Origin of the sequence: Dyella sp. (genome assembly GCF_051962475.1) — a bacterium.
In the GTDB taxonomy this organism is placed as follows: domain Bacteria; phylum Pseudomonadota; class Gammaproteobacteria; order Xanthomonadales; family Rhodanobacteraceae; genus Dyella_A.
On record NZ_JBQCCF010000067.1, the window covers coordinates 1 to 15,396 of the forward strand.

Consider the following 15,396-nt stretch of genomic DNA (forward strand, 5'->3'; position numbering starts at 1 on the left):
CCGGGCGCGGAACTCGTCGCGGTAGTTCTCCGGCTCGAACTTGCCGGACATCGACTCGATCAGTTCACCGGCCATCTCCAGCTCGCGGTCGCTGATGCGGTAGTCCGAGATCGCCTTGTCCGGCAGCGCGTACTCCTCCTCACTCACCAGCTCTTGCGGGAAGCGCAGCAGGATCAGCATCAGCGCCTCGTCCTGCGGCATCACCGCGCACAGGTATTCGCGCGTGCGGATCACCACCCGGGCGATGCCGATCTTGCCGGTCCGCTTGAGCGTCTCGCGCAACAGCACGTAGCCCTTTTCCGCCTTCTTGCCCGGCACCAGCACATACGGCTTCTCGAAGTACTCCGGGCCAATGGAGGCGGCGTCGACGAAGGCTTCCACCTCCACCGCCTCGCGCCCTTCCGCGGAGGCCGCCTTGATGTCGTCCGGATCGAGCACGACGTAGCTGCCCTTCTTGTATTCGAAGGCCTTGACGATGTCCTTCCAGGGCACCTCGTCGCCGGTCTCCGCGTTGACGCGTTCGTAGCGGATGGGCGTGTTGCTGCGGCTGTCGAGCATGCGGAAGTGCAGGTCGACGCTGCGCTCGCCGGACATCAAGGATACCGGCACGTTGAGCAGGCCGAACGACAGCGTGCCGGTCCAGATGGGTCTAGCCATGATGCTTCTCCGGTGCGCTGCGTTCGAAACGCAGGCTGAGCTGGCGAGGATCGTGCACGGTGCGCGCGCTGGCGGGCAGGTTCTTCGGCGCCACCAGCTGGCCGCGCTCGTTCCATGGCGCGCGGTCGTCCTGATCGATCAGCCAGGCAAGCGCGCACGCTTCGCAGCCACCTCGTCCGTGGCAACGCTCATGCGCACAGACGGCGCTGCAAGTGCAGACGGGCGGGTTGTCTACGCGCCTTTGCCGATGGCCGGGCGAGGCGGACCCTGCCCGGCCTCGCTCCGGCACCGGTACGCGGACCCGTGCAGCGTGCATGGGGATTACTCCGGCAACTTGGCCGGGATGAACGGCGACACCGGATCGCTGGCCGGGAACGTCTCTTCCAGCGCTTCGTCCTGGTTCTCGCTCTCGTGCGATTTGCGCGTGCGGCGCTGCTCGTCCGACTCGGGCGAGACGGGCTTGTCCGGCTTGCGGTTGTCCTTGCGGTCGTGAGAGTTCATGGCGCACCTGCGGGTTGTGGACCTCGGCGCAGGCTAGACCGGCGCCCGTCAACGAAACATGCGCGGTGGCTGAATCGGTGCAAACGCGCGCGCAATGTCTCGCAATGTCTGATGCCGCAGTTGCTCGCGCGAGAGCGGGGTGAATGCATCGTCGGTGGGTGGATACGTTGCCTGCACGTGCCCGCAACGTGCCGGTTGGCAGCCTGCAGCGCCGCCTCCGTCGAATCCCACCATGATCAAAGATCACCACTACACCTGTGGGCATGCCGCGTGCAGCTGCCGCGTCACGCCGCCCTCGCTGTACTGCTCGGACCGTTGCCAGCAGCAGGTCGAGTTCGAGGCCAAGCACGACCATGCGGCGGTACACCGCGCCAAGCTATGCGCCTGTGGCCACGATGCGTGCGCCGCCACGCCGTCGCGGGCCGGCGGCGAGGGGCCTGTGCGCGGGAGCTGACTTTCGCAAGGGGCGCCGCGCCGACGCGCATGTCGCGCGGCACCTGCCGGTCCATCGGTTACCTGTTGCGTGCTGCCGCCCGGCACCGCGAGCTGTCTGTTTGTCCACTGCCCAGGAGAACGCCATGGCGCACGATCATCCGCTCCATCCCGCGCTGCAGGACCCGACCAAGCAGTACCCGCGTCCGCCGTTCCAGCGCCAGCCGCAGCCGGCTCCGGGACTGGCTCGCGAGATGGCGCCCCGACCCGATCACGGCGAGGAAAGTTATGTCGGCACCGGCAAGCTGGCCGGTCGCAAGGCCCTGATCACCGGCGCCGATTCCGGCATCGGCCGCGCGGTGGCGATCGCCTTCGCGCGCGAGGGAGCCGCCGTCACGTTGAACTACCTGCCGCAGGAGCAGGAGGATGCCGACGAGGTCATCGAGCTGGCCCGCGCCGCCGGAGTCGACGTGCATGCCGTGCCGGGTGACCTCACCGACGAGGCATTCTGTCAGCACCTGGTGGACGAGGCGCAGCGACACATGGGGGGCCTGGACCTGGTGGTGAACGTCGCCGGCAAGCAGGCGTGGCAGGAAAGCATCCGCGACATCACCACCGAGCAGTTCGACGCCACGTTCAAGACCAACGTCTACGCCATGTTCTGGATCTGCAAGGCAGCGCTGGAGTATCTGCCGCCCGGTGCGTCGATCATCAATACCGCGTCGATCCAGTCCTACGATCCCTCGGCGATTCTGGCCGACTACGCGCCCACCAAAGCAGCCATCGTCGCCTTCACCAAGGCGCTGGCCAAGCAGGTGGCCAAGGACGGGATCCGCGTCAACGCCGTCGCGCCCGGGCCGATCTGGACGCCGCTGCAGCCCTCCGGCGGACAACCGCAGGAGAAGGTTGAGACGTTCGGCGCCAACGTGCCGCTGGGTCGCCCGGGGCAGCCGGTGGAAGTGGCGCCGGCGTACGTGCTGCTGGCTTCGCAGGCGGCGAGCTTCGTGACGGCCGAGGTCTACGGCGTCACCGGCGGTCACTCCTCGTCGTGAGGCGCTATGCCGTGGCGGCCGGCCGGGCGCCGACGATCAGCAGCCACAGGCAGGTGCCGATTTCACCGAGCGCCGCGGGCGTCGTCACGTAGCTGGCGAAGGCGGTATCGCTGTAGCCGGGCACGAGCAGCTGCGCGGCGAAGTCCAGCACGTAGGAGAGGCCGCCGAGCACCAGCAGGTAGCCGAGCAGCCGCGGCAGCTGACGTCCGCGGATCACCAGCCAGCCGAACGGCAGCAGCCACAGGCCCCAGAACACCTGCGCAAGCAGCAAGCCGTTGCCGTAGGCGTCGAGCTGCAGCATCACCTGCGTGTGTATCTGGGTGGCGCTGAGCGGCTGCAGCCACGCTGCGTGGCCGAGCAGGGTGAGCACGTCCAGTTTGTGGCCCAGGGTGACGAAACCGATCGGCACGCTGGCCGTAGCCAACGCCACCATCGCCACGCCGGCCACGCGATGCGTGGCACCCAGCAGCCGATACAGCACCAGCGGCAGCAGCAGAAAGGCGAGGTAGCAGATCGCCCCGGCGACGATGCCGGCGCGGAACAGCGCTTCATGCGCGGTGATGTTCTGCACGGTGGTCGCCGCATCGCCGTGGCCGCCCGTCTGGGCCGGCACGTAGCCCAGCGCAAAGATGCCGGTAAGCACGTTCAGCAGGTAGATCGCGCCAGCCAGGCGGGCGTGACGCCTGGCATTGAGCTGGCTGTTGTCGATGAGCATGGCGTCCCTCGGGCGGCTGGCGCGGTCAGTTTTCGACGAGGCAGGCGCGGCGCGGCCAGCGCCACGCCGTCCACACGATGGTCAGCGAGAGCGCGATCTCGATCACGCCGAAGAACACGTAGAACGACCACGCGCCGGGCATCGTCATCAGCAGGATCGCGGCGTAGGCCAGCCCCAGCAGTCCGTTTATCCAGCGGTTGATGGCCGCCGGCAGGAGCAGGGCCAGGCACACCATCAGCGCCGGCACGGCCATCATCGCCGAGGTGCCCAGCAGCACGTTCGGGGTGACTGCGCCCAGCGGTGCCATGCGGCCGGCGAGCATGCCGGACAGCTTGCCCGGCACGTACAGGCCGAAGTAGTCGCCGTAGACGTAGCAGAACATCAGCGATGCCCACAGCCCGGAAAGCCTGAGCTTCACGTTGATCTTCGGGTCGTCCAGCGGGATGCTTGCCTTGGCCATGCGTGCCGTGTCCTTGCAGGTGCCGTGGATGCTGCCGGGGCGCCAGCCTAGTGCCTGCGCCTGCCGGGCGGGATGTGGCGGAGGTCACGCGCGGCGGGCCGGCTCGGCAGGACCGCCGCGGATGCAGCCGCTCGGGCGTACACCGAGCAAAAACATACAAGTGCCACCTGCGCCTGCGGCCTATGGTGAACCCTCGCCGGAAGGGAGGTTGTCCATGGCCGTCGCCTATCCGATCCACCCCGTATCGCCCCGCGCGCTGCGCGCCTGGCTGCTCGAAGTGCACGGCGACGATCCCCGTGACGAGCCGATCGCCCCGCTCGGCGAGTACGGCTACAGCACCATGGTGCGCACCATTCCCGCCGCGCTGGCCGTGCTGCGCGTGGCCGCGAGGCTGGAGCCCGAGCCCGAGTGGGTGATGGACTGGTACCGCCACACGCGCATCGCCGAGCTCGGCCAGGTCACCGCCGAACAGCTGGTGGCGATGGGGCGCGCGCCGGTGGTCATCGCCTTCCTGCAAGCGATCCGCGACGGCGCGCGCGGCTGAGCCGTCGTCGCCCTCACCGAACGAGGTAGCGCCCGTGACGCCACAGCATCGATTCCGTTCCATCGCCGAAGAGCTCGCCCACCTCGCCGCCCAGCGCGAGGCGGCGATGCTCGCTGCCTTCGCCACGCTGGAACGCCAGGACGCCACCCTGGCTGTGCTGCTCACCCAGCACCTGGGTGACCGCCAGCGCGCCACCCGCTGGATGGGCATGCACCAGCGCGCCTTCGGCGGGCGCTCCGCCTACGAAGCGCTGGCCGATGGCGAGATCGACCGCGTGTGGGATCGCGTGCTTGGCAGTGACGACGGTGACGCAGCGTCGCCTCTGACAGCACGTTTGGGCTGACGCGGGCGCTTCCGGCGCTGCGCGAGCGGAGCCCGGCGATCACGCCGAGCTCCGCCATCGCCCTCTGCTTTGCTCAGGTGCTCGTGTCGCGCAACCCATCGAAGTACGCGGCGATCTCCTCGGGAAACGCGTAGCGCTTTTCGGGCACGGGCGAGCCGGCATCGATCAGCGCCTGGGCGCAGGCCAGCCAGTCACCGCCTGGCGTGGTTTCGGCGTTGGAGGCGAAGCTGAGCGTGCCGTAGACGTTGTCGTTGTAGCCGTGGCGTTCGTCGTAGTGCGCGCCGTGGGCGAGCAGGAAGCGGGCGAGCGATGCGTTGCCGCGGAACACGGCCCAGTTCAGCGCGCTGCCGTCGATGTCGCCGCCGCGGCTGGCGATGGGCCAGCCCGCTTCCACCATCACCCGCACCGCTTCGTCCTGGCCGGTGGCGGCCAGTTCCGGCAGCAGGCGCAGTTCGGCCGGGTGCAGCTGGCCGATCATGCCGGCCGCCTCGTCCAGCAGGCGCCGGACCGTGGCGCGGTCGGCCCGGGCGCAGGCGGCGAGCAGGGTGTCGGAGGGGCTCGGGGTCTCCGGTGCGGCACCGGCCTGGAGCAGCCGTTCGGCCACGGCGTCGAGCCCCAGGGAGCGGGCGAACCGCAGCGCGCTGACGCCGTGCGCGTTGCGCACCGAGGGATCGGCGCCGGCATCGAGCAGCAGGCCGATCACCTCGGGCGAGCGCCGGCGTCGGATCGCGTGCAGCAGCGGACAGCCGCCCGGCCCAGGTTCGTTCGGGTCGCCGCCTTGGGCGAGCATCAGACGCACCGTATCGGGCAGTTCGCCATCGAGCGCACGGAACAGCGCGTTGCTGCCGGTGACGCGCGCACCGGCCTCCAGCAGCAGGCCTACCAGGCTGGGGTCGGCGAGCTCGGCGGCGTGGTACAGCGACTCGTTGTCATTGGGGTCGGCGCCTGCCTGCAACAGGCGCCGGGTGATCGCCACGTCGTGGTTGCGTCCCGCGGCGCCGTACAGCGCGCTGAGCGGATCGTTGGGCAACTGTGGGTCATGCCAGCGCACGTTCGGATCGGCGCCGGCCGCGAGCAGGCGGTCGACGCAGGTGCGGATGCCGGCGGCGAAGGCCGGCAGCGAAACCAGCGCAGAGAACGTGGCGCAAACCAACGGCGCCATGCCGTTGCCGGCGCGCGCGGTGTTCGCCCAGGTGGGATCGGCGGCAATCGCTGCCTGCACCGTGGCGACATCGCCGATCGCGCAGGCCAGTACCGGATCGCCCTCCAGCAACTGCGGATGCTCGCGCAGCAGGCGTTCGGCCAGACGCGGCTTCGCCGGCTGGTAGCCGTTCCCGAAGGCCCAGCGTTGCCATTGCTGTCGACGTGCGGCGGTGTCGGCCAAAGCGGCCTGCAGGGCGACGTAATCCTTCAGTTGTGTCCAGGATTCGAAGCCGTATTCGCGCGCCACGCACGATTGCGCATCGTGCAGGCGCCACTCCCTCGCGGCGATGACGGCGTGGTCGAGGCCAGACGCGGCGGGCAAGGCGCGGCGCATACGTTCAAGTGCGTCGGCATCGCGATGGCGCACGCTGTCGAGCAGGGACTTGGCCTGCTTCTTCAGGTGACCCAGGTGCGGACGGGCGGGAAGCTCGTTCATGACAACCTCCATGCAATAGGTGCCGAAGGTCCGCAATCCCGGCTGCACAAAGGTTGGTGGTGGCGAGCGTTCGACAAGTGGGTTGAACCCTTTCCGCGGACCCGGTGGCGGCTTGCAACGCCGGGGCGGGAGCATAGCAAAGGCGGCAGCGGCGCAGGCGCGCTTGAAAGCGCCACGGCGGTACCCAGTTTCGTCACTCTCGGGCATGTCCGGTGCCCGGCGCAGTCCAGACGCGGTGACCTCACCCACTTCCTGAAAGGACCTCCTCATGCATATCGATCTTTCCTCCCGCACCGCCATCGTCAGCGGCTCCACCGCCGGCATCGGGCTGGCCATCGCGCAGGGCCTGGCCGGCGCCGGTGCTCACGTCGTCGTCAACGGCCGTACGCAGGCGCGCGTGGACGAGGCCCTCGCGACGATCCGCCAGGCCGTGCCGCAGGCGAAGCTCACTGGCGTAGCTGCCGACCTGGGCACCGCCGCGGGCGCCGCGCAGCTGATCGCGGTGATGCCCGAGGTGGACATCCTGGTGAACAACCTGGGCATCTTCGAGCCGAAGCCGTTCTTCGAGATTCCGGACGAGGACTGGCAGCGCTTCTTCGAGGTGAACGTGCTGAGCGGCGTGCGCCTCGCACGGCATTACGCGCAGGGTATGGCACAGCGCGGCTGGGGGCGCATCCAGTTCATCTCGAGCGAATCGGGCGTGCAGATTCCGGTGGAGATGGTCCACTACGGCATGAGCAAGACGGCGCAGCTGGCCGTGTCGCGCGGCCTGGCCGAAACGCTGGCCGGCACCGGCGTGACGGTCAACGCGATCCTGCCCGGCCCGACCCGCTCCGAAGGCGTCAACGAGTTCATCGCCAAGATCGCTGCCGGCCGCGGCGTGCCGGCCGAGCAGGTGGAGCGCGAGTTCATCGCCACCGAGCGCCCGAGTTCGTTGATCAAACGCCTGGCGACAGTGGAGGAGGTGTCGAGCCTGTCGGTGTATCTCGCCTCCGAGCAGGCGTCGGCGACGACGGGGGCGGCGGTGCGGGTGGATGGAGGGGTGGTGCGGTCGATAGTTTGAGCGGGTGCTCGGAGTTCCATTCGGTTGCGCTCTGCTGCCTTCTTTCCCCTCCGAGGATGAGGGTCATCTTTGCCGGATGCCTCGTTGTCGTCATTCCCGCGAACGCGGGAATCCAATGTGATTTGGATCTTGTGGCTAGGAGCAGATCAAGAGCCAAGAGCGTTTCGTCCTCCTGCGGAGGGCGAGTCACTTCTCTTTGCGTGGCGACCCAAGAGAAAGTGACTCGGGCGCCGAAGGCGCTCGAAAGCATTTGCTTTCCCTTGAGCAAACGTTGCAGACGACTGGCCACCGCTGGCGGGGAGTGGTTGAGCGGCGTTAACCAACCACCGGCACTCCATCGATCAACCGCCTGGCCAGCCGCGGCTGACGGATCTGCTCCAGCCACCAGGCTAGCGCGCGACCATCATGATCACCGCGCCACGCGGCATAGAGCACATTCGGTTCGCGCGGATCGGCCATCGCCTTTTCCACCAGCTCACCGCTCTTGAGTAAGACCGATGCGCGGTGGCGTGGCAGCCAGCCCACGCCCAGGCCGTCGCACTGGGCGAGGATCTTCGCGCGCATGCTCGGCACCGCCAGCGTCGCCTGGCCGCCGACCACGCCATAGCCGCGGCTCGCGCTGCGCGCCGAATCGGCCACCACGATTGAGCGGTGCGCGCTTACCGAATCCTGCGTCAGCGGCTCGGCGGCCTTGGCCAGTGGATGTCGCGGCGACACGGCGAACACCCAGTCCATGTGGCCGAGCTCGAACCAGCGCAGCTGCGCGATCGCCGGCGGCTCGTTGGTGGCGCCCACGATGACATCGGCGCGGCCTTCGCGTAGCGCCTCCCAGGTGCCACCCAGCACTTCGTGGGTGATGCGCAGGCTCACGCCCGATTCGAGCTTGTCGAACGCGCGGATCACCGGCAGCAGCGTGTCGAACTCCAGCACTTCGTCGGTGACGATGTGCAGGCGGTCTTCCCAGCCGCCGGCGACCTGCTTCACGCGGCGGGTGAGGCGCGCCACGTCGTGCATCACCCGCGCGGCTTCCTGCGCCAGCAGGTGGCCGGCCGGGGTGAGTTGCATGCGATAGCGGCGGCGGTCGAACAGCAGCGCGTCGAAGCGCGCCTCCAGCTGGCGTGCGGCGTGCGACACGGTGGATGGCGCGCGTCCCAGCCGCGCGGCGGCACGCGAGAGGCTGCCGGTCTCGCGGATGGCCTCCAGCAGGGCCAGTTCGTCCTCGGACAACATGTGCAACCTCTTCGAACGAGTTCGTCGATTCGATGGTACGGCATGGCGCAGGTGACGGCGCAGCATGGGCTCACGTTCAAAACCTCTTCCGAACGTCAACCCATCCAAGGAGTTCGTCATGAACCGTTTTGCCAACAAATCCATCCTCGTCACCGGCGGCAGCAGCGGCATCGGCCTGGCCGCGGCCAAGGCCTTTGCCGCCGAAGGCGCGCGCGTGGTGATCACCGGCCGCGATGCGACGGCGCTCGCGGCGGCACTTTCGCAACTCGGCGGCAAGGCCATCGCGCTGCGCAACGACGCCGGTTCGCTGGCCCAGGCCCGTCAGCTGACCAGCGATCTGGCCGCGCAATCGATCCGGCTCGACGGCGTGTTCATCAACGCCGGCAGCGCGAAGTTCGCCCCGTTCGAGGCGGTGGACGAGGCGCTGTGGGATCAGGTGTTCGACACCAATGTGAAGGGCGCCTACTTTCAGCTGCAGGCGCTGCTGCCGCAGATCAACAGTGGCGCCTCGATCGTCATCAACGGCTCGATCAACGCCCACATCGGTATGCCCAACTCCTCGGTGTATGCGGCGAGCAAGGCGGCATTGATCACCCTGGCCAAGACGCTCTCAGCCGAGCTTCTGCCGCGGGGCGTGCGGGTGAACGTGGTGAGTCCGGGGCCGGTGTCCACGCCGCTGTACGGCAAGCTGGGCCTCGACCAGACCACGCTGGAAGCCACCGCCGCGCAGATCCAGGCGCAGGTGCCGCTGGGCCGCTTCGGTACGCCGGAGGAGATCGCCTCCACCGTGCTGCACCTGGCCTCGCCGGAGTCGGCGTTCATCGTCGGCAGCGAGATCGTCGTCGATGGCGGCATGAGCCAGCTGTGACAACCCGAGCCGGGCGCCATGGGCGCCCGGTTTCCGGTGGAAAGTGACCGTGCCGTCAGGCCACCTTGGGAAAGTCCAGCGTGGTGTCGTTGATGCGGTTGACCATGTTGGTGAACAGTATCGCGCTCACCACCAGCGGGATCTCCACCAACTGCCTGTCGGTGAAGCCGCTCTTACGCAAGGCATCCACCGCCGCGGCATCCACCGTGCCGCGCTGCTGCACCAGGTGCAGCGAAAACTTCACCAGTGCATCGATGCGGGCGTCCTCGGCGAACGAGCCGCTGCGCAGTTCGCGGGTCTGCTCCACGGTGTAGCCGGCCATCTTGCCGGTCATGGTGTGGGCGGCGACACAGTAGTCACAGCCGGTCGCTTCACTCACGGCGAGGTTGATCGCCTCCTGCTCGCGCTTGGACAGCGAGCTCTTGGCGAGCGTGGCCCCGGTGCCCAGCGTGTGGGCCAGTACACTCGGCGAGTTGCTGCCGATCGTGGCGTAAAGATTCGGCAGCTTGCCGATGCTTCGCTTGATGGTGCCGAACAGCTCGGCGGTTTCCTGATCGACCTGGTCATAGGCGAGGGTGTGCAAACGGGTCATGGCAGTTACTCCTGTGAGAGAAAGAAGCGGCGTTGCCGAAGGCATCTGCCGGTGGTGAAAATGCTACGGATCGCCGGCCCACCTCCGTGTTCCGTGCGTCTCGATCTTGGTTTCGTTCGTCTCAAGGTGTCCGATGGACAGTCTCAGCGCGTTGGTGGCATCGATGGGTCTGCGTGGGCGGGTAGACCTGCTGTGCCGCTTCGCCGGGGCGTGGTCGGTGCCCGCGGAACAAGCGCCGCCGGGCCGGGTGCCTTATCACGTGGTGCTGGCCGGCGAGGGAGTGCTGGAGGTGGGGCGGGAGCGTCGTCCGTTCGTGGCCGGTGACCTGGTGCTGTTTCCTCGTGGCGCCTCGCACACCATGCGTCATGCCGACGGCGCGACGCTGGCGTTCGCCGAATTACGTCGCCCCCTGGGGCGGCTGGTGGAGGTGGTGAGCGACGCGCCGCACAGCGAATTCGATGTGCTCTGCGGCAGTTTCGAGCTGGGCCAGCACCACGCCCTGCTGTTGCAGGCATTGCCCGAAGTGGTGCATCTGCAGACCCAGTGGCGCGAGGACTACGCCGGTCTGCACGCGCTGATGCACACCATGCGGCGCGAGAGCCTGCAGACCTCGCCCGGTGGCGATGCGGTGATCGCGAACCTGTCCGCGGCGCTGTTCACGCTGGTGGTGCGCACCCTGATGGAGCAGGGCGAACTGCGCCAGGGACTGCTCGGCCTGCTGATGGATGAGCGGGTGTCGTCGGCCCTGGCCGCGGTGATCGCCGCGCCCGGCGAGCCATGGACGCTGGAGCGCCTCGCTGAGGTCAGCCGCATGTCGCGCGCCAGCTTCGCCCGGCATTTTGCCGAGTTGTCGCCGATGACGCCGATGGACGTGGTCACCGCGCTGCGCATGGATCTGGCCGCGCGCCTGCTGCGCGAGACGCCGCGCCCGCTCGAGCGGATCGGCGAGGCCTGCGGCTACGTCTCACGCGCCGCGTTCGGCAAGACCTTCAAGCGGGTGCATGGCGTCAGCCCTGCCGCGTTTCGCCGGCGCAGTGGCGAGCCGGCACCTGCGACCAAGGTCTAGGGATGCTCTGATCAACTAGGCGTAGGCGGCATGATGTTCCAAAGGCTGGCAGGGTGTGGCGCGAGGCGCCGGGCAGACTGGCCGTCTGTCCAAGCCGCGCGGTGCAGCCTGACAGCCTTTGGAACATCACCCCTTCTCTATAAGGTTCAAATTGTTGGGGCCGGCTCTGTTTGTCCACAGGCCTTCGGTGTGCCGACTCGACAGACGTCCAGTCTGCCTTCGCCGTCACCCCTGTGGCCTGCGAACAAACAGAGCCGGTGACGCCTGCGCTTAGTTGATCAGAGCATCCCTAGCTCGCGCCGCTGGCGCGGTACTCCGCAGGCGCGCACACTTTTGCGCCTGCCGCCCCGAGGAGATTCGCGATGCAACGTCCGCCGCTGCCCCCGTTCACCGAAGACACCGCGAAACAGAAAGTGCGCCTGGCCGAAGACGCCTGGAACGGCCGCGACCCGGCCAAGGTGGCGCTGGCCTATACGCCCGACAGCCGCTGGCGCAACCGCGCCGAGTTCCTGCAAGGGCGTGAGGCGATCGAAGCCTTCCTCACCCGCAAGTGGCAGCGCGAGCTGGAATACCGCTTGATCAAGGAGCTGTGGGCGTTCCGCGACAACCGCATCGCCGTGCGCTTCGCCTACGAGTTCCACGACGACAGCGGTCAGTGGTATCGCGCCTACGGCAACGAGAACTGGGAGTTCGACGAGAACGGCCTGATGCGCCTACGCATCGCCAGCATCAACGACGCGCCGATCGCCGAGCGCGACCGCAAATACCGCTGGCCACAAGGCCACCGCCCCGACGATCACCCTGGCCTGAGCGACCTGGGTTTCTGACCGCCGCCCGCGCACTTAGCGCCCATGTAGGAGCTCGCTCGCGGGCGACGCCCTTCGCCTTGTGCCTTCCAAAAGCATCGCCTGCAAGCAGGCTCCTACACGCGGCGCCGCACGCGCGTCGGCTCTTGTAGGAGCCCGCTCGCGGGCGATGCCCTTCGCCTTTGAGCCCTGCAAAAGCATCGCCTGCAAGCAGGCTCCTACACGCGGTGCCACACGCGCGTCGGCTCTTGTAGGAGCCCGCTCGCGGGCGATGCTCTTGGCACCCGCCAGCGCAGGGCTGCACTACTCTGGCGTGGCGTCGACCGGCGTCGGGGCCGGCATGCGCGGGCGGTTGCCCATCATGCTGCGCAACACCCCGTCGCGTCGGATCAGCCCGTGGTACAGCGCCGCGCCCATGTGCGCGAGGAAGGTGAAGAACAGCAGGTAGGCGAGCACGCCGTGCGCGGTGCGCAGCCAGGCGAAGGCCCACGCGTTCTCGGGCAGGATCGCCGGCAGGCGCAGGCTGCTGGTGAGCATCACCGGATAGCCGCCGGCGGACAGCATCGCCCAGCCGATCAGCGGCATGGCGATCATCAGCGCGTACAGCAGCCAGTGCGAGATGTGCGCAGCGAATCTCTGCAATGCTGGCAGGTCGGCGGGCAAGGGCGGCGGCGGATTTCGTAGCCGCACGACGAGCCGCACGATCGCCAGCAACAGGATCGCGATCCCCAGCGGCTTGTGGATCGCCAGCAGCCACTGATGCTTTTCGCTCACCGTGGCGACCATGCCGACACCGATGAACAGCATCGCCAGAATCAGCACGGCCATCGTCCAGTGCAGCACACGTGCGGGCAGGCTGAAGGTGCGGACGGTGTTCATCGGGCGACCTCCGGCTGGGCATGCGTGGGCGCGGCGGTGCCCGGGACGTGCGCTTCCTCGCGGGTGCGGCGCAGATAGGAGCTGGCGTAGGCGGCCGAGCGAGCGCTCAGCAGCGGATCGTCGGAGAGAGCGATGCCGGCGGGCAGCACGGTGGGGTCGTAGTTGATGTCGCGGCACGGGCCGCTGTCCTGCGGCTGCTCGCTGGTGAGCACGAGGGTGCCAGCGTCGAGGGTGGTGCGATCAGCCGGCCACACTTGGGTGGCGTCGTCGGTAGGGTCGCCGGGGTTGGCCAGGGTCACCAGCAGGTGCCAGCGCTGCGGACCCGAGGCGAGCCGTCGCCTGAGATCGCCAATCAGGTAGTCGTCGCTGGCGGGGGCGGGTTGCGCACCGGTCGCTTCGGGAATCACGCGCCAGCGCACCGCGTGGCGTTCGCCTTGTGCGTCGACGAAATAGAACGCGTCCAGGCCGTAGTAGCTCTCGGTGACGAAGCTGGCGGACGGCTTGGCCGTCTTGGCCCAGGCACGGAACGCGGCTGTCTCCGGATGGGCGGCAAAGAACGCCGCGAGCTTGGCCGGATCGGGTTTGCCAGTGGCCGGATCTTTCTGGCTGGCGAGCTGCTGCGCGTAGAACGCTTGCGGCGTGGCCACCGGGAACACCGGCATGCTGTTCATGCCGGTGCGCCACTGCCGGCCGTTCGGCAGGTTGAAGCGCAGCGCCAGGCTGCGGATCGGCACGCTGCTGTCTGGCGCGTACGGGTTGCCGCCGGGAATCGCGAAGCGGCCCACCACCGGCGTGCGGCCGACGGCGAACACCGAGGCGGTGGAGTACGCGCTGGCCTTGCCGTTGCCCTCGAAGTAGCCGGCCACGCACACGCCCTTGGCGTGGTTGCGGCGGTAGCCGGGATGCACGCCACCGCCGTTGCGCTGCAGCTCATCGACGAGGCGCGCCGCGGTGAGGCGGTGCGGCGCCAGCCAGCCGCCGACATAAGCGAACGCGCCACCGGCGACGACGACGGCGCCGGCGATGAGCGCCCAGCGGGCGCGGTTGCGCAGGGGGCGGGAAGGCGGTTGGGGATCGTGCATGGGAAAGGCTCCGGGCCGCGATGGAAGTGGTGGTAACCCCAGCCAGACGCCGGTCGCGCGGTTTTATTCCCGCACCATGGAATAATTTCCGTCTTGCGGTGTCCTGCATGGCGAGACCACCTGCGGCCCGATCCATGTCCGTCCACGCGTTCGATGACCAGCTCAGCGAATTGCTGCCGCGCCTGCGGCGCTTCGCACTGTGGCTGACCCGTGACCTGTCCAGCGCCGATGACCTGGTGCAGTCCACCCTCGAACGGGCGCTGTCCAGGCGGGCCACCAAGCGCGACGACGGCGATTTGCGCGCCTGGCTCTTCCGCATCCTCTACCGCCAGTTCCTCGACACGCGGCGTCGCGCGCAACGCTACGCCTGGCTGCTCGGTCGCCTGCGCGAGGACGACGAGCCGCAGTGGCCGTCGGCCGAGCGCGAGCTTCTGGCGCAGTCCGCGCTGGCCGCGTTCGAACACCTCACCCCCGAGCAGCGCAGCCTGTTGCTGTGGGTGACGGTGGAGGGCCTGAGCTACCAGGAGGTCGCGGACATCCTGGAGGTGCCGATCGGCACCGTGATGTCGCGCCTGTCACGGGCGCGCCAGGCGATGCGCCGCTACGGCGACGGCGAACTTCCCACCCCTTCCCTGCGGTTGCTGAAATGACCACGACTCCCAGCGAACACGATATCCACGCCTACGTCGACGGCCGCCTCGAAGGCGAGCGGCGTGCCGCGGTGGAGCTGTATCTGGCGCGCCATCCCGAACGCGCCAGCGAGGTGCAGGCCTGGCAGCGCGATGCGCATCGGCTGCGCACGGCGATCGGCGGCACGCAGACGCTGCCGGACAACGGCGCGCTGAATCCGTGGGCGATCCGCCGCCGTCGTCGCCAGCGCCGGCTGCAGCGCGTGGCGTTCGCCGCGGCGGCGATGCTCTGCCTGGGGCTGGGCGGCTTCGGCGGCTGGCAGGCGCGCGGCCTGCGCGGTGCGGGCACGGCGCCGATGGCCGACGCGATGCAGGCCTACCGCCTGGTGGCGATGGATCACGCCGCGCGGCCCGATGTGGTGCCGCAGCGCGACGGCGACATGCAGACCTGGCTCGACGCCCACTTCGCGCACGCCGCGCGCCTGCCGGACTTGAGCGGCGCCGGTTTCCACGCCGTCGGTGGCCGGCTGTTCGCCACCGACCAGGGCCCCGCGGCGATGGTCTTCTACCAGGACGCCGCCGGCCACGCGATCAGCTTCTACGTGCGCCCGCCCGGCCCGCGCAATCACCTGCTGCCCAGCGGGCAGCGCTCCGACGGCGGGCTGGTGGCGCAGTACTGGTCCGGCCAGGGCTACAACTACGCCATGGTCAGCCGCGACGACGGGGTGGACCCGCAAGTGGCCGCGCAGGCGCGGCAGCAATCGATCTGAGTGCGCGTTGGCTGGAGTGACACATGCCGCAAACGGTCTAGGTCGCGATGGATTGCTGACATTCGATG

General features: G+C 68.6%; 19 protein-coding genes. 10 read left to right on the top strand and 9 right to left on the bottom strand.

Going from position 1 to position 15,396, the window contains the following annotated elements; genetic code table 11:
* Both ku and ACTHJF_RS14620 read right to left on the bottom strand, forming a co-directional pair.
* Window positions 1-657: non-homologous end joining protein Ku (gene ku, locus ACTHJF_RS14615; protein ID WP_440267759.1), on the bottom strand; the 657-nt coding region annotated here is incomplete at its 3' end.
* 321 nt (window positions 658-978) lie between these two features.
* A complete protein-coding gene (locus ACTHJF_RS14620; RefSeq protein ID WP_440267760.1) occupies window positions 979-1,158 on the bottom strand; it encodes a hypothetical protein in 180 nt (59 codons plus the stop codon).
* A gap of 232 nt (window positions 1,159-1,390) precedes the next feature.
* Here ACTHJF_RS14620 and ACTHJF_RS14625 point away from each other — a divergent pair, with 232 nt between their 5' ends.
* Together ACTHJF_RS14625 and ACTHJF_RS14630 are read left to right on the top strand one after the other, a co-directional pair.
* The gene (locus ACTHJF_RS14625; RefSeq protein WP_440267761.1) at window positions 1,391-1,612 is read left to right on the top strand and encodes a hypothetical protein; all 222 of its coding nucleotides are present in this window, start codon (window positions 1,391-1,393) and stop codon (window positions 1,610-1,612) included.
* Window positions 1,613-1,736: 124 nt separating this feature from the next.
* Entirely contained in the window at window positions 1,737-2,642 is a 906-nt protein-coding gene (locus tag ACTHJF_RS14630) for an SDR family oxidoreductase (RefSeq protein WP_440267762.1), read from the top strand.
* Window positions 2,643-2,646: 4 nt separating this feature from the next.
* Here the strand turns inward: ACTHJF_RS14630 and ACTHJF_RS14635 are convergent, their stop codons facing one another.
* Window positions 2,647-3,357, bottom strand: coding sequence for a DUF4386 domain-containing protein (locus tag ACTHJF_RS14635; protein WP_440267763.1), 711 nt, complete (start codon window positions 3,355-3,357; stop codon window positions 2,647-2,649).
* Window positions 3,358-3,382: 25 nt separating this feature from the next.
* On the bottom strand, window positions 3,383-3,817 hold the full coding sequence (locus tag ACTHJF_RS14640; protein WP_440267764.1) for a DUF6326 family protein: 435 nt from the start codon (window positions 3,815-3,817) through the stop codon (window positions 3,383-3,385).
* Between the two features lie 214 nt (window positions 3,818-4,031).
* On the opposite strand from ACTHJF_RS14640, the gene ACTHJF_RS14645 reads away from it, so the two are divergent.
* Both ACTHJF_RS14645 and ACTHJF_RS14650 read left to right on the top strand, forming a co-directional pair.
* Window positions 4,032-4,361, top strand: a complete 330-nt coding sequence (locus ACTHJF_RS14645; protein WP_440267765.1) for a hypothetical protein — start codon at window positions 4,032-4,034, stop codon at window positions 4,359-4,361.
* Between the two features lie 34 nt (window positions 4,362-4,395).
* A complete protein-coding gene (locus ACTHJF_RS14650; RefSeq protein WP_440267766.1) occupies window positions 4,396-4,704 on the top strand; it encodes a DUF2384 domain-containing protein in 309 nt (102 codons plus the stop codon).
* A gap of 73 nt (window positions 4,705-4,777) precedes the next feature.
* Here ACTHJF_RS14650 and ACTHJF_RS14655 read toward each other — a convergent pair whose 3' ends face one another.
* Window positions 4,778-6,343 carry an ankyrin repeat domain-containing protein gene (locus ACTHJF_RS14655; RefSeq protein ID WP_440267767.1) on the bottom strand — a complete coding sequence of 522 codons (1,566 nt, stop codon included), beginning with the start codon at window positions 6,341-6,343 and terminating at the stop codon, window positions 4,778-4,780.
* A gap of 268 nt (window positions 6,344-6,611) precedes the next feature.
* Between ACTHJF_RS14655 and ACTHJF_RS14660 the strand changes: the two genes are divergently transcribed.
* Window positions 6,612-7,406: an SDR family NAD(P)-dependent oxidoreductase gene (locus ACTHJF_RS14660; protein ID WP_440267768.1), complete on the top strand. Its 795-nt coding sequence runs from the start codon at window positions 6,612-6,614 to the stop codon at window positions 7,404-7,406.
* A 315-nt stretch (window positions 7,407-7,721) separates the two neighbouring features.
* Here ACTHJF_RS14660 and ACTHJF_RS14665 read toward each other — a convergent pair whose 3' ends face one another.
* The gene (locus tag ACTHJF_RS14665) at window positions 7,722-8,636 is read right to left on the bottom strand and encodes a LysR family transcriptional regulator (RefSeq protein ID WP_440267769.1); all 915 of its coding nucleotides are present in this window, start codon (window positions 8,634-8,636) and stop codon (window positions 7,722-7,724) included.
* 118 nt (window positions 8,637-8,754) lie between these two features.
* On the opposite strand from ACTHJF_RS14665, the gene ACTHJF_RS14670 reads away from it, so the two are divergent.
* Complete coding sequence (locus ACTHJF_RS14670) at window positions 8,755-9,504, top strand: SDR family oxidoreductase (protein WP_440267770.1); 750 nt, start codon at window positions 8,755-8,757, stop codon at window positions 9,502-9,504.
* Window positions 9,505-9,559: 55 nt separating this feature from the next.
* Here ACTHJF_RS14670 and ACTHJF_RS14675 read toward each other — a convergent pair whose 3' ends face one another.
* Window positions 9,560-10,096: a carboxymuconolactone decarboxylase family protein gene (locus tag ACTHJF_RS14675; RefSeq protein WP_440267771.1), complete on the bottom strand. Its 537-nt coding sequence runs from the start codon at window positions 10,094-10,096 to the stop codon at window positions 9,560-9,562.
* Window positions 10,097-10,229: 133 nt separating this feature from the next.
* Here ACTHJF_RS14675 and ACTHJF_RS14680 point away from each other — a divergent pair, with 133 nt between their 5' ends.
* Window positions 10,230-11,162 carry a cupin domain-containing protein gene (locus ACTHJF_RS14680; RefSeq protein ID WP_440267772.1) on the top strand — a complete coding sequence of 311 codons (933 nt, stop codon included), beginning with the start codon at window positions 10,230-10,232 and terminating at the stop codon, window positions 11,160-11,162.
* A 362-nt stretch (window positions 11,163-11,524) separates the two neighbouring features.
* Window positions 11,525-11,989: a nuclear transport factor 2 family protein gene (locus tag ACTHJF_RS14685; protein ID WP_440267773.1), complete on the top strand. Its 465-nt coding sequence runs from the start codon at window positions 11,525-11,527 to the stop codon at window positions 11,987-11,989.
* 282 nt (window positions 11,990-12,271) lie between these two features.
* Here the strand turns inward: ACTHJF_RS14685 and ACTHJF_RS14690 are convergent, their stop codons facing one another.
* Window positions 12,272-12,847 carry a cytochrome b gene (locus tag ACTHJF_RS14690; protein WP_440267774.1) on the bottom strand — a complete coding sequence of 192 codons (576 nt, stop codon included), beginning with the start codon at window positions 12,845-12,847 and terminating at the stop codon, window positions 12,272-12,274.
* Window positions 12,844-13,929: a catalase family peroxidase gene (locus ACTHJF_RS14695; RefSeq protein WP_440267775.1), complete on the bottom strand. Its 1,086-nt coding sequence runs from the start codon at window positions 13,927-13,929 to the stop codon at window positions 12,844-12,846. Before ACTHJF_RS14695 ends, ACTHJF_RS14690 begins: the two co-directional genes overlap by 4 nt.
* A gap of 134 nt (window positions 13,930-14,063) precedes the next feature.
* Between ACTHJF_RS14695 and ACTHJF_RS14700 the strand changes: the two genes are divergently transcribed.
* Together ACTHJF_RS14700 and ACTHJF_RS14705 are read left to right on the top strand one after the other, a co-directional pair.
* On the top strand, window positions 14,064-14,579 hold the full coding sequence (locus ACTHJF_RS14700) for a sigma-70 family RNA polymerase sigma factor (protein WP_440267776.1): 516 nt from the start codon (window positions 14,064-14,066) through the stop codon (window positions 14,577-14,579).
* The gene (locus ACTHJF_RS14705; RefSeq protein ID WP_440267777.1) at window positions 14,576-15,328 is read left to right on the top strand and encodes an anti-sigma factor family protein; all 753 of its coding nucleotides are present in this window, start codon (window positions 14,576-14,578) and stop codon (window positions 15,326-15,328) included. The genes ACTHJF_RS14700 and ACTHJF_RS14705 overlap by 4 nt, the downstream gene beginning before the upstream one ends.
* The last annotated feature ends 68 nt before the right edge of the window (window positions 15,329-15,396 follow it).

Excerpts from the sequence above, each read along its gene's own strand:
- ACTHJF_RS14635 (WP_440267763.1), bottom strand. The coding sequence starts at position 3,357 with ATGCTCATCGACAACAGCCAGCTCAATGCCAGGCGTCACGCCCGCCTG.
- ACTHJF_RS14685 (WP_440267773.1), top strand. The coding sequence starts at position 11,525 with ATGCAACGTCCGCCGCTGCCCCCGTTCACCGAAGACACCGCGAAACAG.
- ACTHJF_RS14640 (WP_440267764.1), bottom strand. The coding sequence starts at position 3,817 with ATGGCCAAGGCAAGCATCCCGCTGGACGACCCGAAGATCAACGTGAAG.
- ACTHJF_RS14655 (WP_440267767.1), bottom strand. The coding sequence starts at position 6,343 with ATGAACGAGCTTCCCGCCCGTCCGCACCTGGGTCACCTGAAGAAGCAG.
- ACTHJF_RS14665 (WP_440267769.1), bottom strand. The coding sequence starts at position 8,636 with ATGTTGTCCGAGGACGAACTGGCCCTGCTGGAGGCCATCCGCGAGACC.
- ACTHJF_RS14675 (WP_440267771.1), bottom strand. The coding sequence starts at position 10,096 with ATGACCCGTTTGCACACCCTCGCCTATGACCAGGTCGATCAGGAAACC.
- ACTHJF_RS14625 (WP_440267761.1), top strand. The coding sequence starts at position 1,391 with ATGATCAAAGATCACCACTACACCTGTGGGCATGCCGCGTGCAGCTGC.
- ACTHJF_RS14670 (WP_440267770.1), top strand. The coding sequence starts at position 8,755 with ATGAACCGTTTTGCCAACAAATCCATCCTCGTCACCGGCGGCAGCAGC.
- ACTHJF_RS14690 (WP_440267774.1), bottom strand. The coding sequence starts at position 12,847 with ATGAACACCGTCCGCACCTTCAGCCTGCCCGCACGTGTGCTGCACTGG.
- ACTHJF_RS14645 (WP_440267765.1), top strand. The coding sequence starts at position 4,032 with ATGGCCGTCGCCTATCCGATCCACCCCGTATCGCCCCGCGCGCTGCGC.
- ACTHJF_RS14705 (WP_440267777.1), top strand. The coding sequence starts at position 14,576 with ATGACCACGACTCCCAGCGAACACGATATCCACGCCTACGTCGACGGC.
- ACTHJF_RS14695 (WP_440267775.1), bottom strand. The coding sequence starts at position 13,929 with ATGCACGATCCCCAACCGCCTTCCCGCCCCCTGCGCAACCGCGCCCGC.
- ACTHJF_RS14620 (WP_440267760.1), bottom strand. The coding sequence starts at position 1,158 with ATGAACTCTCACGACCGCAAGGACAACCGCAAGCCGGACAAGCCCGTC.
- ACTHJF_RS14700 (WP_440267776.1), top strand. The coding sequence starts at position 14,064 with ATGTCCGTCCACGCGTTCGATGACCAGCTCAGCGAATTGCTGCCGCGC.
- ACTHJF_RS14630 (WP_440267762.1), top strand. The coding sequence starts at position 1,737 with ATGGCGCACGATCATCCGCTCCATCCCGCGCTGCAGGACCCGACCAAG.
- ACTHJF_RS14680 (WP_440267772.1), top strand. The coding sequence starts at position 10,230 with ATGGACAGTCTCAGCGCGTTGGTGGCATCGATGGGTCTGCGTGGGCGG.
- ACTHJF_RS14660 (WP_440267768.1), top strand. The coding sequence starts at position 6,612 with ATGCATATCGATCTTTCCTCCCGCACCGCCATCGTCAGCGGCTCCACC.